Genomic DNA, 21,499 nt, shown 5'->3' on the forward strand with positions numbered 1-21,499 from the left:
CCCCTCAAACCAGCAATTTGGCGATAGGTTCTCCCGCTTCATCCGGCACACGCCGAATTTCGCAAGTGACGCCCAGTTGCTCCAGCTCATGAAACACCACCACGTCGCTGTCATCAACCGAAACCGTCTTATGGATTTGACGCTTTCCCTCAGCAAAATGCATATTACCCACATTAACAAAACGGATCGGTACACCACCTTTTACTAACGTCAGTACATCCTGCGGCGTTTTACAAACGATAAAAATCTTCTGGCGCTCAGCCGCTTTATGAATCACATCAATGGTTTTTTGCAGGGTGAAATAACGCGTCTGAACCCCATCAGAAACCACCATATCCATCAGATTTTGCTGCATCAAATCACCGGCAACGTGATCGTTAGCCACCAATACCAAATTGGCCCCCAGTGAATTGGTCCAAGTCACACCGACTTGACCATGCACCAACCGGTTATCAATTCGGGTCATTAAAATATTCGGTATCGACATAATCACTCCTGCTACATTTTATTCTTGGTGAATACGGTGGATGATAAGGATAAATTTCCACCCCCTTCACCACGCGGTTGACTTCCCCTGTCGGACATGGATTGTCTGGCGTTATGCCCAGTGCCAGCGAGGTTTCAAACGCTAACATCTGCAAAAATATCAAATAGGGGAACAACAGCCAGATATCATCTTGTTCACTGTTAATCACCGTGAACCCTTTCCCCTGAGTGCCACTCAGTGCAACAATTTGACACGCCAATCCGTCATGATTCAGTTCATGCCACAGATCGAGATCATAACGACGACGATACTGATCAGCGGAGAGCATCATGACCACCAGCGTATCCCGTTCGATCATAAACTTCGGCCCATGACGCACCCCCATTGATGAATCGTAACGGGTGGTGACATGCCCGGCAGTCAACTCCAGCATCTTGAGCGCTCCCTCCTCCGCTATTCCAGTAAAGCAACTGGAACCCAGACACATCATGCGGTTAAAACCGCTGCATGCCAGCCGCTTAATCTGTGTCTGCCACTGTTCCCTTTCCCGCTCACACAACGCGATCATCGCCATCAACGGCTCATCACACTGTTCCAACGTCAACGGCCCTAGCAGCAGCACTGTTGCTAACGTCATACAACTGAAGCTGGACGTCATAGCAAAACTTTGGTCATGAGAACCCTGGGGCATATTCAACGAACAGACGTGAGAGCGCCCTTCGGCATAACGTGCTAACGCACCGCCGGGATTACAAGTCAGCATCAGGTGATAACAGCGTGGCAGGTGCTGATCCGCCAGTTTTACCGCCGCCACGCTCTCCGGGCTATTGCCCGATCGTCCATAAGAAATCAGCAAGGTTGAACGTGTCGGATCGAGATATTGCAAAGGAGAAGGCACAATGTCTGTGGTGCTGTACGCGACCACATTCAGTCCACACTGCTCACGCAACCAAGGTGCCAGCGTGCGCCCGATAAACGCGGAGGAACCTGCACCACACAACACTATCTGTAACTCTGGATCGGATAACAAAGGCTGCAAAAAGGGTCGCCATAACGCTTCCTCACGTTGCAGATTTTGATATAACTGACGCCAAAGCTCAGGCTGTTGATGAATTTCTCTGGCAGTATGCAGAGCATGATGCTCACGCAACCAAGCTTCGGTATAGGAAAACAGTTCATTCATACTAAAACTCCTTGTACCTCGGGCTCACAAGCCAGCGCATAGCTCAAGAGCACAGAACGAATCTTATCCAACACCCATGAGTGTGGGTCATTATCCAACCTTCCGGCATTAACCGCCTGCGCCTGCTCAGGCAAGTACTGACTCAGCAGTGAAAGGGAAACCGGGCGACCACGCAGGTTATCCATCAAGGTATTCACTGCCTGTTGTACCTGCGGATGCGGCCAGTAGTAACGAATGCGATCACTCAAACTGTATTGACGATCAATAAACTGTTGATGTGGTGTACCGTGGTAATAGCGATTCCAATGCTCCGGCTGCTCAAGCATGGCCTGTTCCAGCGTGGCACGCAGATGAGCCGCGCCCTGTTCCCCATTCCATTCACCATCGATTTTATCGAGTGCGAACAGCGCCTCACGTAAAGCAAAAGTCAAAGCCGGACCGACTTTCAGAATGGCAAAGTGATCACGTACCAATTCACGGTAAGCTTGCGCCGTTTGATAATCGGTGGAATGGGCTTCATAGACTAAATAGGGTTGAGATTCAATATATTGACTCAGTGCCGCTGCACGTTCAGGTTGATAATGTTCGATACAATGGTGATCGAACTCCACCCCGGGTTGCACCACCAGCGCAATCACCCGTGGCCATACCGGTTCCAATCCAGCCAACTGCCAAGCTTGTTGATGTACACTCAACGTTGTCGCCGCAGCCTGAGGCGTCGTGACTTGCATTCCTGCTAATGCTTCTTTCGCTCCACCCGGTACCGGCACTTCGGTACCTATCACATAAACCGGTGGTTCTCCCCCCACCTGCTGCCAACAACGTTCTGCTACCTGACACAAACGAGCCGCACGTACCGCAACCTCCTTGTCGCCAAGCGGCGTTGGATCATCCAAACAGGACATTGAACAATCGAGATGTATCTTACGAAACCCCGCCGCCACATAATCGTGTATCAACGTTTCAGCCAGTTTCATTGCCTGTTCAGCGGGAAGATCCTGCCAAGCATTGGGTCCAAGATGATCGCCCCCTAACCAGACACGATCACGCGGTAAACCAATGCAATCGGCCTGTTGCCAAACTGCATCCCGGAATTGAGCCGGTTGCATCCCGGTATAACCACCAAACTGATTGACCTGATTAGAGGTTGCTTCAATCAGTACCGAAGTCTTACGCTCTTTAGCGACGCGCAAAGCACTTTCCAATACCCAGGGATGAGCGGAACAGACCGAATAGATCCCCACGGCTTCACCTGATTTATGACGACGGATAAGTTGTAATAGCGACTGCATGGTGCCTCCCATGCGGGCAAGAATCTCGGTAAGAACTATTCGTCGGCAATAACCACATCCACGCCGAGTTCAATTAATGCCCGCCTGTAGTTATCAGGGATCCGACTGTCAGTAATCAGCCGATGAATCTGTCCGGCCTGACGGATCAGGCAAAAGCTTCTGCGCCCAAATTTACTGGCATCCGCCACCGCGATAATTTCATGCGCCACCTCACACATTACGCGATTAAGGTGGGCTTCACCGGGATGTGGCGTGGTTATCCCTGCTTCCAGATCAAAACCATCGACGCCGAGAAATAGAGTGTCAAAGCGATATTGACGCAATTGCTGTTCCGCCGCCGGACCATAAAGCGAGTAGGAGTTCTGGCGTACACTCCCGCCAAGCACCATCACCTCCATCCGGTCAAACCCCGCCAGCTCATAGGCGATATTCAACGCGTTAGTCATGACGACCAGATCACGCCGCTCTTTAAGAAATGGCGCGATTTGCGTAGTCGTCGAGCCGGAATCAAGGATCAGAGCATCACCATCCTGAACAAACTGTGCCGCCCTAGCCGCAATGCGCGATTTCACATCACGATTGATCCGGCCTTTATCTTGCAAGGGACGATCAAAGGCGAATTGCTGATTCAACATGGCACCGCCATAGGAACGCAATGCACAACCTTTTTGTTCCAGATAACGCAGGTCATTACGGATAGTGACGCTGGAAACCCCAAAACGGGTGCTCAAATGTTCAACACGCACGCTGCCCTCATGGCACAGCAAGTCGATAATCTGTTCACGTCTTTTTACGGTATCCACAGCCATTCCGTTATACTCCTCAGATTTTCAGCAACAAATTTATGTCGCCTGTGATGAATTGCTTTCCCTCTCTTTCGATTTAATTACAGCAAAAGCAACCAAACGAAATTGTGATCGCTATTACAGTCTATTATATAGACAAAAATCGGCATAAAAGGTTTCGATTAGAAACAAAGCGAAAGAAAATATTAAATTTTCTGATTTCTGGCTATTTACCCAAAAATCAGTTTTCATCCACCTTTTGGGTAACAATTGACATCAAGAAACGAAAGCGCTTGGTTTTCAATCCGCAACCGCAAAGTTTTATTTTGTCAGGTGATAGAGATCACAAATTTTGTGATTGGGTATACAAATCCTGATAAAATCCAAGCCTGAAAGCTCTCACTGTAATTAAGGACACACCACATGACAAAACGATTTTCGGTGCTGACTGGCGGATTGCTGCTTACCGCTTCTCTCGGCGCTCAAGCCTCGAATACCGCCGATCAGACCCGTCTGACAAATACTGTTGATAAGACCATACACTCCCTGATGCAGGAATATGACATTCCAGGAATGGCGATTGCAGTGACTTTCCACGGTCAACATTTTTTCTATCAATACGGTGACGCATCAAAAGAGAGCAACACGCCGGTCACCAAAGAGACAATCTTTGAATTAGGCTCGGTCAGCAAAACCTTTACCGGCAGCCTGATTTCTTGGGCGCAGGTGACAGGAGCCATTTCCTTCTCCGATAAGGCCAGTCAGCATTTTCAACCGCTTGCAGGTAGCGCCTTTGACAACATAAACTTGCTGAATATTGCCACCTATACCGCGGGTGGCCTGCCATTACAGTTCCCTGATGAGATCGACAGCAATAACAAAATGGTGGACTGGTTCCAGCACTGGCAGCCAACGTACACGCCCGGAACCTACCGCCAGTACTCTAATCCCAGTATTGGCCTTGCGGGTTATATCGTTGCCCAACGCCTTGAAAAACCTTACTCAAAACTGATGGAAAACCAGATCCTTTCACCGCTTGGTCTGCACCATACCTGGTTTAACGTACCCGCACAGGAGATGAAAAATTATGCATTGGGTTATTCAAAAGAGAATAAACCGATTCGCATCAACCCCGGTGTGCTGGATGAGGAAGCCTATGGTCTGAAAACCAGTGCACAGGAGCTAATTGGCTTCGTAGATGCAAATATCGATCCTTCCCGCGTAGGTGACAGCAAGCTGGCACAGGCCATTCGGGCAACTCATACCGGTTATTACCGGGTGGGGGAGATGACGCAAGGGCTGGGCTGGGAACTTTATCACTGGCCTGTTACCCTTGAGCAGGTACTGAGCGGCAACTCGGCGCAGATCGCTTATCAGGCCAACAAAACCACGGAACTAGCGCTACCAGAGCCGCCAACGGATGCGCTTTTTATCAATAAAACCGGTTCCACCAATGGCTTCGGCACGTATGTTGCGTTTGTGCCGCAAGAGCAAATGGGCATTGTGCTGCTGGCCAACAAAAACTACCCCAACGAGGCGCGTATTAAAGCGGCCTGGCAAATCCTCAACGCGCTGAAATAAGGTGCAATTGCGTTAAATACTGTGTCTATTAGCAGTAACAGCGCCTCCCGCAGGAGGCGCTGTCCTAACATATCAAGTCATTAAGCCAGTAAAGCTTCCAAACCTGCTTAAAAATATAAAATCTCACCCTGTACCTAAAACCTAAAACCTAAAGTAAACAAAAGCCTAGTCGATTCTTTACATAAACAGGGCAAGAAAAATACTAAGATATCCCTAATTAACTCAACCTATTTTGGAAAAGATAATGCCAATCTCACCTATTAGCGGCCATATGCCGCTTAGCCAAATACAAGTTCCGCAACATGCCACAACTTCTCCTCTACTCGAACAGGGCAATCGTCTGTTCGAACAGTCTGTTCGGCGTGGCCCTCTTCACTTTCAGAGTTCGTCGCTCAAACATTTGTGCGCCGAGCTGCGCCAATTGCAGAATGCTCCCAGCAGTATGCAAGCCCGGCGGGTGCAGGATGCTATTCAGCACTGGGAGAACCACCACCCCAAAGAGGTGATGGCCCGTAGTACCCGCCTTGCTGAACTTAAACAGGCTCTGGCAGAACAAGGCACCGTGGGGCGCACTCTACAATCAAAGGTGATGGCAACCGGTCCCCAAGTAATATTAAAACAGCCCATGCCGGCCTTACCACAATCTATCGCCGCTCAGATCACCAAAGCCCAGACTGGCTGCACCACCACCTTGGTCTCCTCCGCGACAGCCGAACTGATAAAGCACAACCAAAGCGACCAACAGCACATCAAAGACAGTGATGGACGAAAGCCTGTTAATAACATGCCACCGCCCCCACCACCACCAATGGCAGATAAAACGCAAAAAGTAAAGAAATGGGTAGTCAATACGGACTCTAAGCAGCTCCAGGCACTCAGGTATTATTCCGCACAGGGATATAATCTTATAAATACCTACCTGCGTGGAGGAGAGTACGTTAAGCATCAAGCTATTGAGACATTATTGTCGAGAAATTACTTACACAGTAATGAACCAACGCCTCAAGAATTTGATGCAGGAATGCGTGCATATATTCAAGACGTCACAGAGGGATTAAATGAGCTTGCTATCACGGATCATAAAAAAGTTTATCGCGGGTTAAAATTCGATAAATCAGAACTTAAGAATTTACTGGATCAATATACTACAGAGGGAAACATCATTGCGGAAAAAGGGTTTCTTAGTACCTCGCCAGATAAAGCCTGGGTCAATGATACTATTCTGGTCATAAATCTTGAGTCAGGCCATAAAGGTCGTATTTTAGGGGACGCAGCTCATTTTAAAGGAGAAGCAGAGATGCTATTCCCCCCTGAGTCAAAAATGTTAGTGGAGAAGGTTTTGAATCGCGATGATAAAGAATTTGATTCCCACTTTTCAAATCTGAGACTAACAGATGATGCGTCAGCAGATACCACAAGGATTAAAAGGATTATTAATATAAAAATGCTGAACGAATAAAATCACCCGCCCAGAAAACGGAATTTCAGGGCGCAAAATTTTATGTGAAAACAGAGATATTAAAGATTTTATACCTTATGGATTTGAAGATGGATCGCGACGGCAAGGGAGCTACTTATTTTATTGCAGGTTAACCCTTTTATTATTAACCAAATTAAATCTACTTGATGTTATTTCAACACGCCAAACGGGCACGTTGTCATTGTGCCAGATATTGTGACTGCTCCCCGCCGTAAAGAGGATGTCGCAAAAGGCCAGCATTGAAAATAAACCCGCAGAGATGTATTAATTAAAGAATTCAATATGAAAAATCGGAATTAATAGCGATTAATAAGCCATTTCATGTGATATTTATCACATTTTTTTATGTCCATATGATAAATATCATGATCTTGTGGTCATAATATTTAGAGAGCGAAATTCTCTGTTATTTGTCTCCACTCCATCCTACTCAGTTGGACGCGGTCTATTGTTCTCTCTAACGCCACGTATTAAGTGATGGCTATTTTACGCTGTCATTTTTTACCGCGGAACAGACCGGCGCTATTTAAAAGAGCCGCATGTCATGGCTCGTTTAATGGCTTCTTGCGTTATCCCCGTCTCAGGATAATGGTTCAATTATGTAGGGTTTCAAATATGGATGGATTAGTTTTCACCTGCCGAATTGGCGCACTGCCCCAAACCACCTTTCAGGTAGCGCAATTTACCTTGCAGGAAGAGCTGTCACAGCTTTATCGCCTGACGTTAAAGGTGGTGAGCTCACGTGATGACATTCCCCTGAATGAACAACTGGGCAGAAGAAAATCTGCAACTGCGTTCACCGGAAGCAACCCCCAAGCCGAAGCTAACCTTATACCGTGCCAGCAGTAACACGCCGGTAGAGTATGCGATGGAATTTATGGAAATATAAGTATGGCAATATCCAACAATGACAAGATGTGCCCGGCTGTCACATCAATCACCTGTACGATGGAAATCGGCGTCTTTCCTGCTGATGAAGATCCCTGTTATCTGGCGAGAAAAGCCGAATACGCTCTGCGTTTGCCGGCAATGATTATGACCAAACTGGGGGCTATTCGCTTTCTTAATCAAGTCATTATGAGTGGGTTGATTAAGGTTGAAGAACTTAAACATGACTTTCTGTGGCCCTATAAAGCAGAAGTGGTGTTTGCTATCCGAGGAGAGCAGGATGTCCCTTTACCCATGCTGGCGGCCAGTCAAGACTCTAAACAGCGTTATGGTGATAATTTACCGCAATCCAGTAATCCGTTTGCCCGGCCTTCTGCCGACGACGCGGAGAAATTTGGTGTTTTACGCATTCGCCGCCCCGATATTATTCTGGTTAAAGAAGAAGCTCTCCGCTGGCCGGGCAGAAATGCCACCTACTTCGATGGCTCCGTACACCCCGATAATCTAAAAATGCTGATTGAGGTGAAATTTCCGGGCGATGACCTAACTCAGGCACAACAAGCTGATTACATCCAGATTGCGACAGAAAAACGTTTTGGGGTGATGCGTATCATTGATAACCGTACTGAGGAACAAAAACAGTATGATGAAGCATGGCGAAAACATTATCAGCCCGGTTCCCAACATTATAAAAATCCGATCCCACTGGCCCCACTGCCGCCCGGTTCGCCTCCTGATGATGAAGCTTTACCCACCCCTCCCGCAGAGGGTGTGCCGGGGACCATTCCGCAACCCCTGACAAAAAATCCACCGCTTCTCAGCACTTCCCGCTGGTCGTTTTTACCCAGCTATGAAGACTGGGTTGTTCTTGGGCAGGAGGTGGCGGGTCTGGCCGAAAATGGGCTGAATTATGTCCGCGACAGTACCCGGGAGCTTCTTGCCCAGTTTGGTACCTGGCTCAATCAAACCGGCAAGTGGGTGTGTGAAGAGATTATTGACCCGATAAGCCATCAGATCAGTTACGCGTTTTCCTGGGTTAATGAACAAACAGGGAAAATCGTTACCTGGACGGAGAGTGAGATAAAAGCCCGGTGGCAGACTGTACAACAAGGCTCAGATATCACCCTGGAAGAGCTAAAAAACATTAGCTGGATGCAGATATTGAAAGAGGTGGGGGAAGGCATGCTGGAAATGGTGGTGATTATTGCCGGTGTTGCCGTTGTTATCCTGGTCACTCTTGCCGTCGCTGCCGCGCTGATTGCACTGGTGGAAATTTTAGCTGCCGCTGCCGCAGTTAGCGCCGCCGCGTTAGCTGCCGTCCTGGCAATATTGGCGAGTGTGACATTCGCCACCGCTTCATAATTAACGGAGAAAATATGGATACTGTAGATTACTTTGCCCAGTTGAAATCACAACTGACCGCATTTACCTTCCTCAATGGCGATGGGCTGACTGTTTCTCGTCTGGGCCTCTCGATTACCCTGTTTTTTAAACAGGGCTACACCCAGGAGAAAAAACAGCGCATTCTGGCCTGTTACCGGCGCTTTCGGGAGGAGTTCGGCACTCACCTGCGTTTTCACCGTCATGAATTTAAAGGGTTAAAAAAATATTCCCCAGAAAATATTGCCAAAGTGGAAGAAGGCATTCTTAATCAGAAAAAAAACCAGCCTTGTGGTTGGGTGGTCAGTGATGCCAAAAATGAAGATGAGGCACCTCATTACCTGATGCGTTATCTGGATTCCGATGAAGCTAATGGTGATAACAGTAGTTCATACCTTAGTCTGGTGTTGCCCTGGGATTATCTGAAAGAACAAGAGGGCATGGCTCGCTTTATGGCCTGGTTGGAGTTTCTGTGTGAACAACTCGAACCGGACAGTGGTGACTGTGGCTACTGTCTGGTCTTACCCAATGACTTCTATGACTACTTTCCTTTAGAGTATCAACTGGCACAACGTTACCCTTCCTTGCAAGTGAACTCCGCAGTGTTCACAGCTAAATTACAGTATGGGCATTCCATCCGTGGCATTAATTGGATCACCCTGCTGTCCAAACGATTTGTAAACCGATTGGGTGGAGAATATTGGATACGCCGCACGCTGCGCCCCTACCGGGATGTGGAGATTACTTCTTACCGTGATGGTCTGATTATCCGGGCCGGTCAATACCCGGACTTAACACCACTGCCGGGCAGTGTCCCGGAGAGTTATTTTGCTATTAACCAACTGATACGCCCAATACGAGTCATTCCCCGTGAGGGCCATTCCCTGCACTTTTATGGTGAAGGTCATTTTGATGATATTTCCACACTGGCTTGGTATGCCCGTTATGACCGGGGACCGCTACAAGTGACCCCTTTGAGAGGTGATCATCCGGCACTGGTCAGCGGGATCTGGCAAACCGACAGCCTGCCTGGCCAGCAGTACTTCTTTGCTCAGGGTGCGATGTCTTTTGATGTTGAAGGTGCAGAGACGGGTACAACTATCTGGCATCTGATTCGGGAAGCGGCAAGTATGTGGGAATAACAGATTATCCACCGACTCATCACTCACGGAGAAAATATGGAAACTGTAGATTACTTTGCCCAGTTGAGATCACAACTGACCGCGTTTACCTTCCTCAATGGCGATGGACTGACTGTTTCTCGTCTGGGTCTCTCTATTACTCTGTTTTTTAAACAGGGTTACACTCAGGAGAAAAAACAACGCATTCTGGCCTGCTACCAGCGTTTTCGGGAGGAGTTTGGTACTCACCTGCGTTTTCACCGTCATGAGCTGGAAGGGCTCAAAAAATATTCACCGGAAAATATTGCCAAAGTGGAAGAAGGTATTCTTAATCAGAAAAAAAACCAGCCTTGTGGTTGGGTGGTCAGTGATGCTAAAAATATCTATGAAGCTCCTCGCTATCTGATGCATTACTTGGATTCTGATGAGGATGATGGTGACGATGATAGCTCTTACCTCAGTCTGGTATTACCTTGGGATTATCTAAAGGAACAAGAAGGCATGACCCGGTTTATAGCCTGGCTGGACTTTCTGTGTGACCAGCTCGAACCCGATAGTGGGGACTGTGGTTACTGCCTAGTCTTACCCAATGATTACCATGACTACTTTCCCTTAGAGTACCAGCTAGCGCAACGTTACCCCTCCCTGCAAGTCAATTCTGCGGTTCATACTGCGGTATTACAGTATGAACACTCTATCCGTGGCATTAACTGGCTCACCCTGCTGTCCAAACGCTTTGTAAACCGACTGGGCGGGGAATTCTGGATACGTCATGTGCTGCGCCCTTACCGAGATGTGGTGATTAGTTCTTATTCCAATGGTCTGATGATCCGGGCCGGTCAATACCCAGATTTAACGCCACTACCGGGCAGTGTCCCGGAGAGTTATTTTGCTATTAACCAACTGATACGTCCGATACGGGTGATACCTCGTGAAGGCCATTCATTGCACTTCTATGGTGAAGGTCATTTTAATTCAACTTCCACCCTGGCCTGGTATGCCCGTTATGACCGGGGACTGCTGCAAGTGACCCCTTTGAGAGGTGACCATCCGGCACTGGTCAGCGGGATCTGGCGAACCGACAGCCTGCCTGACAAACAGTATTTCTTTGCTCAGGGTGCGATGGCTTTTGATGTTGAAGGTGCAGAACCGGGTACAACCGTCTGGCATTTAATACGAGAAACGGAAAATACAACGGAGTAAATAATGCGCAGTGTAGTGGAAAGTAAAAAAATTATCCTTAAAGGTGATACCACAACAACCGGAGGTGAGGTTTTAAAGGGTTCCGATTTGGTAAACCAACAACTATCGGTTGCCTGTAAAGGTGACCCGGTGTTTTGTCCCGCCTGTAAACAAACCGGCGCGATTGTGGAAGGTTCTAACTTGTTCAATATACAAGGAACACCTGTCGCGCTGGAGGGACATTTTGTTAATTGTGGTTGCCCGACTGGCGTTTGTCGATTAAAGGTACGGTCATAACTATCAAATGCTAAAGCCTTTAATTGGAATACCCATAAAACCGGAGCCGGTTTTAAACTGTGATTAAAAGTTATTTTTTTAACCTATGATTTTAATCGATATCTGGTTTTAATCTTTTTTTATCTTTTGGATATTAGCTTTTTGCTAAATTTAAACATTATGATATATACCCTATGGATTTCAAGATGCATCGCGACGGCAAGGGAGAGAATCCCTGGGAGCATAGATAACGATGTGACCGGGGTGAACGAGTGCAGCCAACAAAGAGGCAACTTGAAAGATGACGGGTATATCGTGGTTTTACGTTTAAACGAACGTTAATCATATCCGATTTATTTTGACTGGCACTGTTTTACCGATGTTGTTTTACCAATATTTTTTTACCAATATTGTTTTACTGGCAATTCTGCGAGCTTTTATAAATTATCACCTTTTGTTTTTTCTTTATTAAATCACTAATAAATAGTTTTCTAGTATAGAGATACCATTAATGTTTTTTAGGATAACGCCTTTTCAGCGCTTAAATCCAGCTAAATTAATCGTTTTATCGCTTCTTTAATCGCATTTTTATTGATTTTTTCGTAAAACGATGGTGAAAAAATACTTTAATGTCAATCTATTCTATTAATGTTATTTTACGTGATTATTGCTTTTCAACCCTCGGTTAATGGTTAATGGTTAGTGAATTTCGACTAAATGTCATTAATCACGCTACTGAAAACTTTTATTTCCTTGGTTAAATCAGTCTGTTTAATAAAGTGATTAATTTCTCTGTTTGTCTTTTTAAATAGTCATGACTGGTTAGGTAAATGTAAAATAAGTGGAGGATAGTATTACCGATTTACCGATAAATGGATTAAACATAGCAGAGAATAGGTTGTTTTTAGTCACTTTATGTTTTTTAAAAAATTGGCATCAATGGTCTACCTATTTTTTAACCCTTAGTTGATTAATCACCGGTAAAAGGGAAATGTAAGTTAAAAAAATAATGTTAAAAATATGATAAGCTTGTACTGTGGTTTTCATTCTGATGGGGTGCTTATTTTTAATTGTAAACCTGTTATGACGAACGGTTTTTATTGCTTAATTGTGGTAAGTTTAATAGCTTTTACATTTTCTGAATCGTATTTAACCTCCTTGTTTTCATTAAACTGATATTTAGGTTTTCTCGTTTTTCTGTATTTGATTTCTCAGGTTTAAAACCAGTGAGGGTGGCAGAACTGCTAACGGCATTAAGATTAACACAAATTTCTTTAATCATTTTTAATATTACTAAACACTCTTGCTTTTCTGGGGTTAATCTAAAGGCCGCTCGGTTTTGTCTCTGATTTTTCGTAAACTTGTTGCAGTCAGGCAAAACCTTTTATTTAAGAAAATTGGTTTAATACTGTTAAAGCTGTTAAAGCTGTCATTTTTTCCACCTTATTTAATCAACTTAAAACCTGTTTTTCCTGATGTTTTCTCTTCCAATGTCAGCATGACATCGGACTTTTTACCCGCTTTTAAAAATCCTTAATCAATTCTTTTTACTTTTGATGATTAACGTTTTTACCTGTTTTTTCGTGGTTAGCCTGGCCTCTTTTCCAGCTTTTAAAACCACACTGATAGATAAAAAAGGCTTTTTTTAACAATTGCCCCGTAAATCCTAGCCCTAATGGAGGGTTTACGGCGATTTTTGCTAATCCCCATTTTTCTGGCTTTCGCCACGCCAGTACTCAGAGCATAAAGATGGCTCATAAACGCATAGTTAACAAACAATCCTTTCCCTCTATCTACTTAGTCATCCATCAACTCACTAAATCTGTTAGCTTTCTTGCAGATTTAGTTGATTAATTTGCACAACCTGCCTTTTCCTGCACATCATGCAACTTATTGCATTTACCATTATTCATTAAAAAATCATGATTAAAGTTGCACTTATTGACGACCACGTAGTCGTCCGTTCCGGTTTTGCCCAATTACTCACGCTTGAGAATGATCTTGAAATCGTCGGGCAATACGCCAATGCCAAAGAAGCCTGGTCGGGTTTACTCAGAAACCCGATTGATGTTGCCGTGATGGATATCGCTATGCCGGATGAAAGTGGTTTGCACCTGCTCACCCGGTTACGGCAAAAACGGCCTGATTTTCGCACTATTATTCTCAGCATTTATGACACCACAGCATTTGTTCAAAGTGCGCTGGATGCCGGTGCCTGCGGCTACCTCACCAAACGATGTGGCCCAGAAGAATTAGTACAGGCAGTACGTTCCGTACATCAAGGCGGGTGCTATTTGTGTGCCGATGCACTAAAAGCACTGCGTCAAACATCACAGAAGGTTACAGCACTGCAAGTCCTAACCCCCAGAGAACGGGAAATATTTGATCTGCTGATCAATGGCATTAATGTTAAAACTATCGCAGAACAACTCTATCTCAGTCATAAAACGGTTCATGTACATCGTGCCAATATTCTCAGCAAACTCCAGTGCGATAGCACCATTGATCTGGTCCATTACGCTCTGCAACACCAGATTCTCATGGGGAATCCATGAACAGAGGATCACGATTTGGCCTGTTATCACTCTTTCTGCTGATTTTTTATTCGCTGAGCTGGCTTGCTCTGTGGACCATCAGCTTCTACCTGAATGACAATGGGCAACAAGCTGCACTACTTCTGCCACAAGGGTTGCGGCTAGCGCTGTTTATCCTACTGGGGCGTCGTTACTTACCCACCTTGTTAGCCACTGAGATTACCATTTTGCTATGGCTTAACAGCGAACAACTTATTACTCACAATATCATTCTGTTATCCCCCTTTCTCAGCCTAATACCCACCTTTATCGTGCAACAATTTTGGTGGCGCTATCCCCTATATTGGCAACGACTCTCAATTCTGCTGGCTGGCGTCGCCGCCAATAGCGTATTGCAGGCTATTTGTCTGGGATTTACGCTGACTGCCGGTGCCAGCCACCTGTTTCTCACCTCGTTAACCGGTGGCGTTTTATTGTCACCTTTTGTTTATCTGATCTATGAATATCTACGTCAGCAACATCTAAAAAATATGTTGCAACCGAGTGACCCTGATCCGCAGTTACGCCCTTCGTTGTTGATGTGGTGTTGTCTATTCTGCTTGCTAGGATTAAGCGCCCAGATCTTTATGTCACCAGAAATTGAAAGCCTTTTGGTGATTCTCATATTTATCCCTAATGTCTTTATGGCCTACCGCTACGGCTGGCAAGGCGGCGTACTGGCGGCTTTACTCGGGAGCCTAATGATCACATCAGCTCGACAATTCAGTGGCGCTTTTAACGATTTAGGTGAGCTGGAAATGTTCCTGACTATTCAGGCTTTATTAGGCATAGGTCTGGGGATAGCCATCAGCCGTCAACAACAGCTCGCTGAAAATTTACAACGTTACCGTGAACTCTTAGAGCAGGAGTTAACTGCCCGCCATAATCTGATGAAGAAACTGGTTCACACAGAAGAAGACGTTTGTAAAAGTATTGCCCGTGAGTTACATGATGAAATTGGTCAGAATATTACTGCCATTCAAATTCAGGCAACGCTGATAAAACGTACCGCCACCACCCCGGCAACAGAAATGATCGCAGAACAGATCAATAACCTGGCCCAACAAATTCATCAATCCACCCGTCAATTATTACGCCAATTGCGCCCGCCGGTTCTGGAAGAGATGTCCTTAGAAAAAGCACTTCACCATCTGATCCATGAATTGGCATTTAAAGAACGAGATATTGATTGTCAGTTGAATTACCAGCTTCCGCAAAATCCAACCAATGAAACGGTGGTTTTTACCCTTTACCGTCTGGTTCAGGAGTTACTGAACAATATCAGCAAACATGCCAAAGCGACTCGAATCGCTATCATCCTGCGACAGCACCGGGATGTGATTGAACTCAGAATCAGTGATAACGGCATCGGCATTACAGAAGATAAAAGAAAAGGTGGATTTGGCCTCCAAGGTATTGAAGAACGTATCCGTGCGTTAGGTGGCGATTGGCAGTTAAGCAATGATAACGGCACGCGTATAATTGTTAAGCTGCCCACAAATTCTGATGAAAATCAGGCATAACTAAGAATGATTCCTAGTTGCCTAAAACCTTATCCCATCCATTTTCATCAACCTTTCTTTATATTTCCTTCTCATGGAGGAGCCGGGTATGCAAGCCACCAGTCAGGAACAGATTTCACAACACTATCGCCGCTGGCGCAGCCGTTTGCTGATTTCCATGATCATTGGCTATGCCGCATTTTATCTGACGCGAAAAAGCTTCAACTTTGTCATGCCAGTTATGCAGTTGGAACTGGGACTGGATAAAGGACACATTGGCTGGATAACCACTCTGTTCTATCTGGCTTACGGCAGCTCAAAATTTATTTCCGGTGTATTTCATGATCGCACCGGCTATCGCTGGTTTATGGGTGCCGGATTAGTGATGACAGGTGTGTTAAACATTATCTTCGCTTTCTGTTCATCATTTTCTGCCCTGCTGATCATTTGGACACTGAACGGCTTCTTTCAGGGCTGGGGATGGCCCCCCTGCGCCAGATTGCTGACACACTGGTACTCCCGCAATGAGCGCGGCTTCTGGTGGGGATACTGGAATATCTCCATCAATATTGTTGGCATTACCGTCCCAATGCTGTCCGCTTTTCTGGCGACAACTTATAGCTGGCAAACAGCGCTGATGATGCCGGGAATTATCGGCATTTTATTAGGCATCTGGCTTTGCTATCAGTTATGTGGCACCCCACAACAGCACGGTTTGCCCAGTGTAGGACAGTGGCGACAGGATTCATTGGAGCTTCGACATGAACAGCTATCACACCCCATGCCGATGATGCAGATACTGCGGGATACCATCTTAACTAACAGAACTATCTGGTTGCTAGGATGCTCCTACATTCTGGTTTATCTCATCAGAATGGCGATTAACGATTGGGGAAACCTGTGGTTGTCAGAAACACATGGTGCCAATCTGCTCAGCGCTAATGCGACGCTCTCACTGTTTGAACTCGGTGGTTTAACCGGTGCTCTGTTTTCCGGTTGGGGATCTGATTTACTGTTCCGCGGCCAACGCGCCCCGATGATTCTGCTGTTTGCTCTTGGGCTATTTATGGCTGTCACCGCATTGTGGCTCACTCCCATTCATCACTACACGCTGTTGGCAGTCTGTTTTTTCAGTATCGGTTTTTTTGTATTTGGCCCGCAAATGCTGATTGGGCTGGCTGCAACAGAATATTGCCATAAACAAGCCGCCGGCACCGTCACGGGTTATCTAGGATTGTACGCCTATTTGGGCGCAGCAATCGCAGGCTGGCCGCTAAGTCAGGTGGTTGCCCACTACGGCTGGTCCGGGATGTTTGCCCTACTCACCGCCGCAGCCGCCATGATGGGTTTGCTGTTGATGCCAATGTTAATGGCAGACGTGAGTAAAAGGGAACATGGAGTAGCATCGCGACTTTCCAATAATAAGCAGTTTTGAATATAAGGATAAAATGATGAAACTGAAACCTCTCTCTACACTTATCGCAGCCGGTCTGGTCGTTGCTGCATTTACCAATAGCGCTCAAGCCGCCGGACGTTTGATCGTTTATTGCAGCGCCACTAACGCCTTGTGTGAAACTGAAACCAGAGCATTCGGTGAAAAATATAATGTAAAAACCACTTTTGTCCGTAATGGTTCAGGCAGTACTCTGGCAAAAATTGAAGCCGAAAAACGCAATCCACAAGCAGATGTCTGGTACGGCGGGACTCTGGACCCACAATCTCAAGCGGGAGAGATGGATCTGCTAGAACCTTATAAATCCCCTAATCTGACACAAATCATGCCGCAGTTCCGCGACCCGGCTAAACGCAAAGGTAACTACAGCTCCGCCGTTTACGTCGGTATTCTTGGTTATGGCGTCAACACTGAACGTCTAAAAGAGAAAAATCTGCCGATTCCAACCTGCTGGAAAGATCTCACCAAACCGATATATAAAGGCGAAATTCAGATTGCCGATCCTCAAAGTTCAGGCACCGCTTACACCGCGTTGGCAACCTTTGTTCAATTATGGGGCAAAGATCAGGCATTTGATTATCTGAAAAAACTCAATACCAATATTTCTCAGTACACCAAATCCGGTATTGCCCCAGCCCGAAATGCCGCCCGTGGCGAATCTGCGATTGGTATCGGTTTCCTGCATGATTACTCATTAGAAGTAGAAAATGGCGCACCACTGAAACTTATCGCGCCATGTGAAAGCACCGGTTATGAAATCGGCGGCGTAAGTATCATCAAAAATGCCCGCAACATGGACAACGCCAAACGGTTTGTTGACTGGGTGTTATCCAAAGAAGCACAAGAATTGAGTTGGAAGAAAGGGAAAGCTTATCAGATCCTGACCAATACCACGGCAAAAGCTTCTCCTTTGGCGCTTAAATTATCCGATCTGAAACTGATCAATTACGACATGGATAAATATGGTGCCAATGATGTACGCAAAGAGTTAATTACCAAATGGGTGACAGAAGTGAAAATGGCGAAATAAAGTCAGTCAAGGGCGGATCACCTCCGCCCTTAGAAGCTATCCGTCAGGCTACTTTATGTTCCCGCACCAATGGATAGCTTCTTACTGCTGCTACCACACAATAATAAAATGGAAGGAAATTATGTCTCACGCATTCAGACAAAAGCAGGATGCCGTGTTCTGGTGGATTGCCCTAATGTGGTTGGCCTTCGCGCTTCTGCCATCATGGAGCCTGGACTACGGCCTTTTTGAATCTACTCAAGATGAACTGCTCGCCGCCTACGGCTGGAACGGATTAAACATCAGCTTACTGTGGTTCCTGCTGCCTTCAGCGCTGCTATTACGTCCACTCACACCAGCAAACCGCAATCAACCTTACCGCCACTATTTTGACGCGGGTTATGCCTTACTATGCGCGCTATTTGTGGTTATTAGCGCGGCCATTATCGGTCGTGGGCTGGGCTACGCTACGATTTTCCTGTTTATCTCACTGGGCGCGATGATTACTCTAGCCCTGTCTCGCCTTGAATGGCTAGGTGGTGATAGTTTTGTTATCGGTTCATTAGTCGCAGTTATTGCCCTCATCGGCCTATTTATCCTTTATCCGAGTATTGCCATCTTTATTCCGATGTTTACGGATGATGCCGGTCAGTTTGCCCCATTTGCTTTTATATCGATCCTGGGGCAAGCACATATTATTCAGGTTATCATCAACTCTGTTCTACTCTCGCTGGCGGTTGGCGCAGGTTGCACCTTCTTCGGGTTGGTACTGGCAATTTATACCGCCAGAATCGCCCGCCGCTCCGCCATTATTGGCCGAGTATTCTCCATCTTACCCATCGTCACGCCGCCGTTTGTGGTCGGTTTAGGCGTCACCCTGATGATGGGCCGTTCCGGTTATATCACTGAATTTATGGCAACCTGGTTTGGCCTAACCAACACCAACTGGCTGTATGGCTTTACCGGCATCTGGCTGGCGCAAGTGCTAGCCTTTACGCCAATGGCATTTATGATCCTTGATGGCGCAATCAAAACCATCCATCCCTCATTGGAAGAAGCGGCTTATACTCTGCGTGCCAATCGCTATCAGACCTTCTTCAATGTTTTTATTCCGCTGTTGAAACCGGCACTGGCGAACGCTTTCCTGATTGTCATTGTCCAGTCGCTGGCTGATTTCAGTAACCCATTGGTACTGGGCGGTAGCTTTGACGTACTGGCGACCCAGATCTATTTCTATATCACTGGTTCTCAACTCGACTATCAAGCCGCCAGTACTCTCGGCGCTTCGCTGCTGGTTTTCTCGCTGCTGGTCTTCTGCGTGCAATATCTGTGGATTGGTAAACGTTCCTACGTCACGGTTTCCGGCAAATCCTACCGTGGTGATGTACAACCGTTGCCAACGTCACTGGTTTGGGGAGTCTGTGCCATCCTATTTATCTGGGTTGTGTTCAACATTTTGTTATACGGCAGCATCTTCTACGGCAGTTTCACCGTCAACTGGGGAGTGGATTACACCCTGACCTTAGATAACTTCATCAAACTATTTGGTCAAGGTATGCACGATGGCGCATGGCCATCATTACTGGATACCCTACTCTACGCCGGTATCGCTGCCCCCATTACTGCGATCCTCGGTCTGTTGATTGCTTACATTGTTGTACGCCAGGAATTTCGCGGTAAAAAAACCATCGAATTCACCACTATGCTGTGCTTTGCCGTACCGGGTACCGTCGCTGGGGTTTCCTACATTCTAGCCTTCAACGATTCACCTTTTTATCTCACCGGAACCGCGGCAATCGTCATTATCTCCATGACCATGCGCAATGTGCCGGTAGGTATCAGGGCAGGGATTGCCGGTCTTGGACAAATTGATAAATCACTGGATGAAGCTTCACTCAGCCTGCGCGCCGGATCGATGAAAACCATCCTTCATGTTCTGTTACCCTTACTGCGCCCGGCGATTTTATCTGCACTGATCTACAGCTTTGTTCGTGCGATTACCACCGTCAGCGCGATTGTCTTCTTGGTCACACCCGACACCCGCGTAGCAACCGCTTATATTTTGAATCGAGTGGAAGATGGAGAATACGGGGTGGCTATCGCTTATGGCTCGATCCTGATTGTGGTTATGCTGGCCATTATTTTCTTATTTGACTACCTGATTGGCGAAGCGCGGATCTCTCGTTCCAAAGCCAAAAATACACAGTAATCACGGAGTGACGACATGACACAACAAAATTTTGTCGAACTGAAAAATGTAACCAAACGGTTCGGTAACAACACCGTGATCGATAATCTGGAACTCTCTATTCCGCAGGGACATATGGTCACGCTGTTAGGACCATCCGGCTGCGGTAAAACCACCGTATTACGTCTGGTTGCCGGGCTGGAGAAACCTAGCGCAGGTAAAATTTTCATTGACGGTGAAGACGTCACAGATCGCTCTATTCAGCAACGAGATATCTGCATGGTATTTCAGTCCTATGCTCTATTCCCGCATATGTCACTGGGGGAAAATATTGGCTACGGGCTGAAAATGCTAGGGCAGCCTAAAGCAGAAATACGCGAACGGGTTAAAGAGGCGCTGGAGCTGGTGGATTTAGGCGGCTTTGAAGATCGTTACGTAGACCAAATCTCCGGTGGTCAACAACAGCGTGTTGCACTCGCTCGCGCACTGATCCTCAAACCTAAAGTGTTACTTTTCGATGAACCGCTGAGTAACCTTGATGCCAATCTGCGCCGCAGTATGCGCGAGAAAATCCGCGAATTACAGCAGCAATTTAATATCACCTCGCTATACGTTACTCATGATCAAAGTGAGGCATTTGCAGTTTCCGATGCGGTACTGGTGATGAATAAAGGTAAAATCATGCAAATCGGCACGCCACAAACACTCTATCGCCAACCGGCGTCTGAGTTTATGGCAAGTTTTATGGGAGATGCCAATATCTTCCCGGCGACTTTGGCTACTGATTATGTTGAGATTTTCCAATATCGTCTGCCACGACCAGCCAACTTCACCACCAACCGGCAATCGGTAACGGTAGGCGTCAGACCGGAAGCTATCACCCTGAGCCGTAATGGAAATATTAGCCAACGCTGTACCATCAGCCATGTGGCTTACATGGGGCCACAATATGAAGTCACAGTCGATTGGCAAGGACAAACTCTGTTGTTACAGATTAACGCCACCCAATTGCAACCCGATGTTGGCGATAATTATTATCTGGAAATTCATCCGTTTGGAATGTTTATTTTGACCGAGAAAAATAGCGGTTAATTTGATCACAAAAAATCCTGACTTTTA

Annotated in this window: 18 protein-coding genes; 14 read left to right on the top strand and 4 right to left on the bottom strand. The window is 46.4% G+C overall.

The window, feature by feature from the left end; all coding sequences use genetic code 11:
* Positions 1 to 4: 4 nt before the first annotated feature.
* From agaV to agaR, 4 genes are read right to left on the bottom strand one after another with little or no spacing between them, the layout of a single operon-like run.
* A complete protein-coding gene (gene agaV / locus AACQ38_RS11685; RefSeq protein ID WP_165578185.1) occupies positions 5 to 487 on the bottom strand; it encodes a PTS N-acetylgalactosamine transporter subunit IIB in 483 nt (160 codons plus the stop codon).
* The gene (locus AACQ38_RS11690; RefSeq protein WP_165578186.1) at positions 453 to 1,670 is read right to left on the bottom strand and encodes an AgaS family sugar isomerase; all 1,218 of its coding nucleotides are present in this window, start codon (positions 1,668 to 1,670) and stop codon (positions 453 to 455) included. Before AACQ38_RS11690 ends, agaV begins: the two co-directional genes overlap by 35 nt.
* Complete coding sequence (locus tag AACQ38_RS11695; RefSeq protein ID WP_165578187.1) at positions 1,667 to 2,962, bottom strand: D-tagatose-bisphosphate aldolase, class II, non-catalytic subunit; 1,296 nt, start codon at positions 2,960 to 2,962, stop codon at positions 1,667 to 1,669. Before AACQ38_RS11695 ends, AACQ38_RS11690 begins: the two co-directional genes overlap by 4 nt.
* A gap of 35 nt (positions 2,963 to 2,997) precedes the next feature.
* Positions 2,998 to 3,771 (bottom strand): transcriptional repressor AgaR, encoded by a 774-nt coding sequence (gene agaR / locus AACQ38_RS11700; protein ID WP_011145204.1) that lies wholly within the window; start codon positions 3,769 to 3,771, stop codon positions 2,998 to 3,000.
* 399 nt (positions 3,772 to 4,170) lie between these two features.
* Between agaR and ampC the strand changes: the two genes are divergently transcribed.
* The 14 genes from ampC to fbpC all read left to right on the top strand — a co-directional run bounded on the left by ampC (position 4,171) and on the right by fbpC (position 21,472).
* Positions 4,171 to 5,328 (top strand): class C beta-lactamase, encoded by a 1,158-nt coding sequence (gene ampC / locus AACQ38_RS11705; protein ID WP_165578188.1) that lies wholly within the window; start codon positions 4,171 to 4,173, stop codon positions 5,326 to 5,328.
* A 244-nt stretch (positions 5,329 to 5,572) separates the two neighbouring features.
* Complete coding sequence (locus AACQ38_RS11710) at positions 5,573 to 6,787, top strand: ADP-ribosyltransferase (protein WP_278249241.1); 1,215 nt, start codon at positions 5,573 to 5,575, stop codon at positions 6,785 to 6,787.
* Between the two features lie 609 nt (positions 6,788 to 7,396).
* Positions 7,397 to 7,657, top strand: a complete 261-nt coding sequence (locus tag AACQ38_RS11715; protein WP_165578144.1) for a hypothetical protein — start codon at positions 7,397 to 7,399, stop codon at positions 7,655 to 7,657.
* A 42-nt stretch (positions 7,658 to 7,699) separates the two neighbouring features.
* Positions 7,700 to 9,058 (top strand): VRR-NUC domain-containing protein, encoded by a 1,359-nt coding sequence (locus AACQ38_RS11720; protein ID WP_165578189.1) that lies wholly within the window; start codon positions 7,700 to 7,702, stop codon positions 9,056 to 9,058.
* Between the two features lie 14 nt (positions 9,059 to 9,072).
* The gene (locus AACQ38_RS11725; protein WP_165578190.1) at positions 9,073 to 10,218 is read left to right on the top strand and encodes a DUF3396 domain-containing protein; all 1,146 of its coding nucleotides are present in this window, start codon (positions 9,073 to 9,075) and stop codon (positions 10,216 to 10,218) included.
* A gap of 36 nt (positions 10,219 to 10,254) precedes the next feature.
* A complete protein-coding gene (locus AACQ38_RS11730) occupies positions 10,255 to 11,400 on the top strand; it encodes a DUF3396 domain-containing protein (protein WP_165578191.1) in 1,146 nt (381 codons plus the stop codon).
* Positions 11,401 to 11,403: 3 nt separating this feature from the next.
* Positions 11,404 to 11,676: a PAAR domain-containing protein gene (locus AACQ38_RS11735; protein ID WP_109791345.1), complete on the top strand. Its 273-nt coding sequence runs from the start codon at positions 11,404 to 11,406 to the stop codon at positions 11,674 to 11,676.
* Positions 11,677 to 11,817: 141 nt separating this feature from the next.
* A complete protein-coding gene (locus AACQ38_RS11740) occupies positions 11,818 to 11,997 on the top strand; it encodes a hypothetical protein (RefSeq protein ID WP_125026214.1) in 180 nt (59 codons plus the stop codon).
* A 1,580-nt stretch (positions 11,998 to 13,577) separates the two neighbouring features.
* Entirely contained in the window at positions 13,578 to 14,210 is a 633-nt protein-coding gene (locus AACQ38_RS11745; RefSeq protein ID WP_011145189.1) for a response regulator transcription factor, read from the top strand.
* The gene (locus tag AACQ38_RS11750) at positions 14,207 to 15,751 is read left to right on the top strand and encodes an MASE1 domain-containing sensor histidine kinase (RefSeq protein WP_165578192.1); all 1,545 of its coding nucleotides are present in this window, start codon (positions 14,207 to 14,209) and stop codon (positions 15,749 to 15,751) included. The genes AACQ38_RS11745 and AACQ38_RS11750 overlap by 4 nt, the downstream gene beginning before the upstream one ends.
* Positions 15,752 to 15,824: 73 nt before the next feature.
* Positions 15,825 to 17,165, top strand: a complete 1,341-nt coding sequence (uhpC, locus tag AACQ38_RS11755; RefSeq protein ID WP_082303107.1) for an MFS transporter family glucose-6-phosphate receptor UhpC — start codon at positions 15,825 to 15,827, stop codon at positions 17,163 to 17,165.
* Positions 17,166 to 17,181: 16 nt separating this feature from the next.
* A complete protein-coding gene (locus tag AACQ38_RS11760) occupies positions 17,182 to 18,213 on the top strand; it encodes an ABC transporter substrate-binding protein (protein ID WP_041379924.1) in 1,032 nt (343 codons plus the stop codon).
* Positions 18,214 to 18,334: 121 nt separating this feature from the next.
* Positions 18,335 to 20,401: an ABC transporter permease gene (locus AACQ38_RS11765; protein ID WP_011145185.1), complete on the top strand. Its 2,067-nt coding sequence runs from the start codon at positions 18,335 to 18,337 to the stop codon at positions 20,399 to 20,401.
* 15 nt (positions 20,402 to 20,416) lie between these two features.
* Positions 20,417 to 21,472 (top strand): ferric ABC transporter ATP-binding protein, encoded by a 1,056-nt coding sequence (gene fbpC, locus AACQ38_RS11770; RefSeq protein WP_011145184.1) that lies wholly within the window; start codon positions 20,417 to 20,419, stop codon positions 21,470 to 21,472.
* Positions 21,473 to 21,499: the final 27 nt, after the last annotated feature.

Source organism: Photorhabdus sp. RW14-46 (assembly GCF_963887965.1).
In the GTDB taxonomy this organism is placed as follows: Bacteria; Pseudomonadota; Gammaproteobacteria; order Enterobacterales; family Enterobacteriaceae; genus Photorhabdus; species Photorhabdus laumondii.

Excerpts from the sequence above, each read along its gene's own strand:
- AACQ38_RS11695 (WP_165578187.1), bottom strand. The coding sequence starts at position 2,962 with ATGCAGTCGCTATTACAACTTATCCGTCGTCATAAATCAGGTGAAGCC.
- agaV (WP_165578185.1), bottom strand. The coding sequence starts at position 487 with ATGTCGATACCGAATATTTTAATGACCCGAATTGATAACCGGTTGGTG.
- fbpC (WP_011145184.1), top strand. The coding sequence starts at position 20,417 with ATGACACAACAAAATTTTGTCGAACTGAAAAATGTAACCAAACGGTTC.
- AACQ38_RS11710 (WP_278249241.1), top strand. The coding sequence starts at position 5,573 with ATGCCAATCTCACCTATTAGCGGCCATATGCCGCTTAGCCAAATACAA.
- agaR (WP_011145204.1), bottom strand. The coding sequence starts at position 3,771 with ATGGCTGTGGATACCGTAAAAAGACGTGAACAGATTATCGACTTGCTG.
- AACQ38_RS11735 (WP_109791345.1), top strand. The coding sequence starts at position 11,404 with ATGCGCAGTGTAGTGGAAAGTAAAAAAATTATCCTTAAAGGTGATACC.
- AACQ38_RS11715 (WP_165578144.1), top strand. The coding sequence starts at position 7,397 with ATGGTTCAATTATGTAGGGTTTCAAATATGGATGGATTAGTTTTCACC.
- AACQ38_RS11720 (WP_165578189.1), top strand. The coding sequence starts at position 7,700 with ATGGCAATATCCAACAATGACAAGATGTGCCCGGCTGTCACATCAATC.
- AACQ38_RS11750 (WP_165578192.1), top strand. The coding sequence starts at position 14,207 with ATGAACAGAGGATCACGATTTGGCCTGTTATCACTCTTTCTGCTGATT.
- AACQ38_RS11760 (WP_041379924.1), top strand. The coding sequence starts at position 17,182 with ATGAAACTGAAACCTCTCTCTACACTTATCGCAGCCGGTCTGGTCGTT.
- ampC (WP_165578188.1), top strand. The coding sequence starts at position 4,171 with ATGACAAAACGATTTTCGGTGCTGACTGGCGGATTGCTGCTTACCGCT.
- AACQ38_RS11730 (WP_165578191.1), top strand. The coding sequence starts at position 10,255 with ATGGAAACTGTAGATTACTTTGCCCAGTTGAGATCACAACTGACCGCG.
- AACQ38_RS11725 (WP_165578190.1), top strand. The coding sequence starts at position 9,073 with ATGGATACTGTAGATTACTTTGCCCAGTTGAAATCACAACTGACCGCA.
- AACQ38_RS11745 (WP_011145189.1), top strand. The coding sequence starts at position 13,578 with ATGATTAAAGTTGCACTTATTGACGACCACGTAGTCGTCCGTTCCGGT.
- AACQ38_RS11690 (WP_165578186.1), bottom strand. The coding sequence starts at position 1,670 with ATGAATGAACTGTTTTCCTATACCGAAGCTTGGTTGCGTGAGCATCAT.
- uhpC (WP_082303107.1), top strand. The coding sequence starts at position 15,825 with ATGGAGGAGCCGGGTATGCAAGCCACCAGTCAGGAACAGATTTCACAA.
- AACQ38_RS11765 (WP_011145185.1), top strand. The coding sequence starts at position 18,335 with ATGTCTCACGCATTCAGACAAAAGCAGGATGCCGTGTTCTGGTGGATT.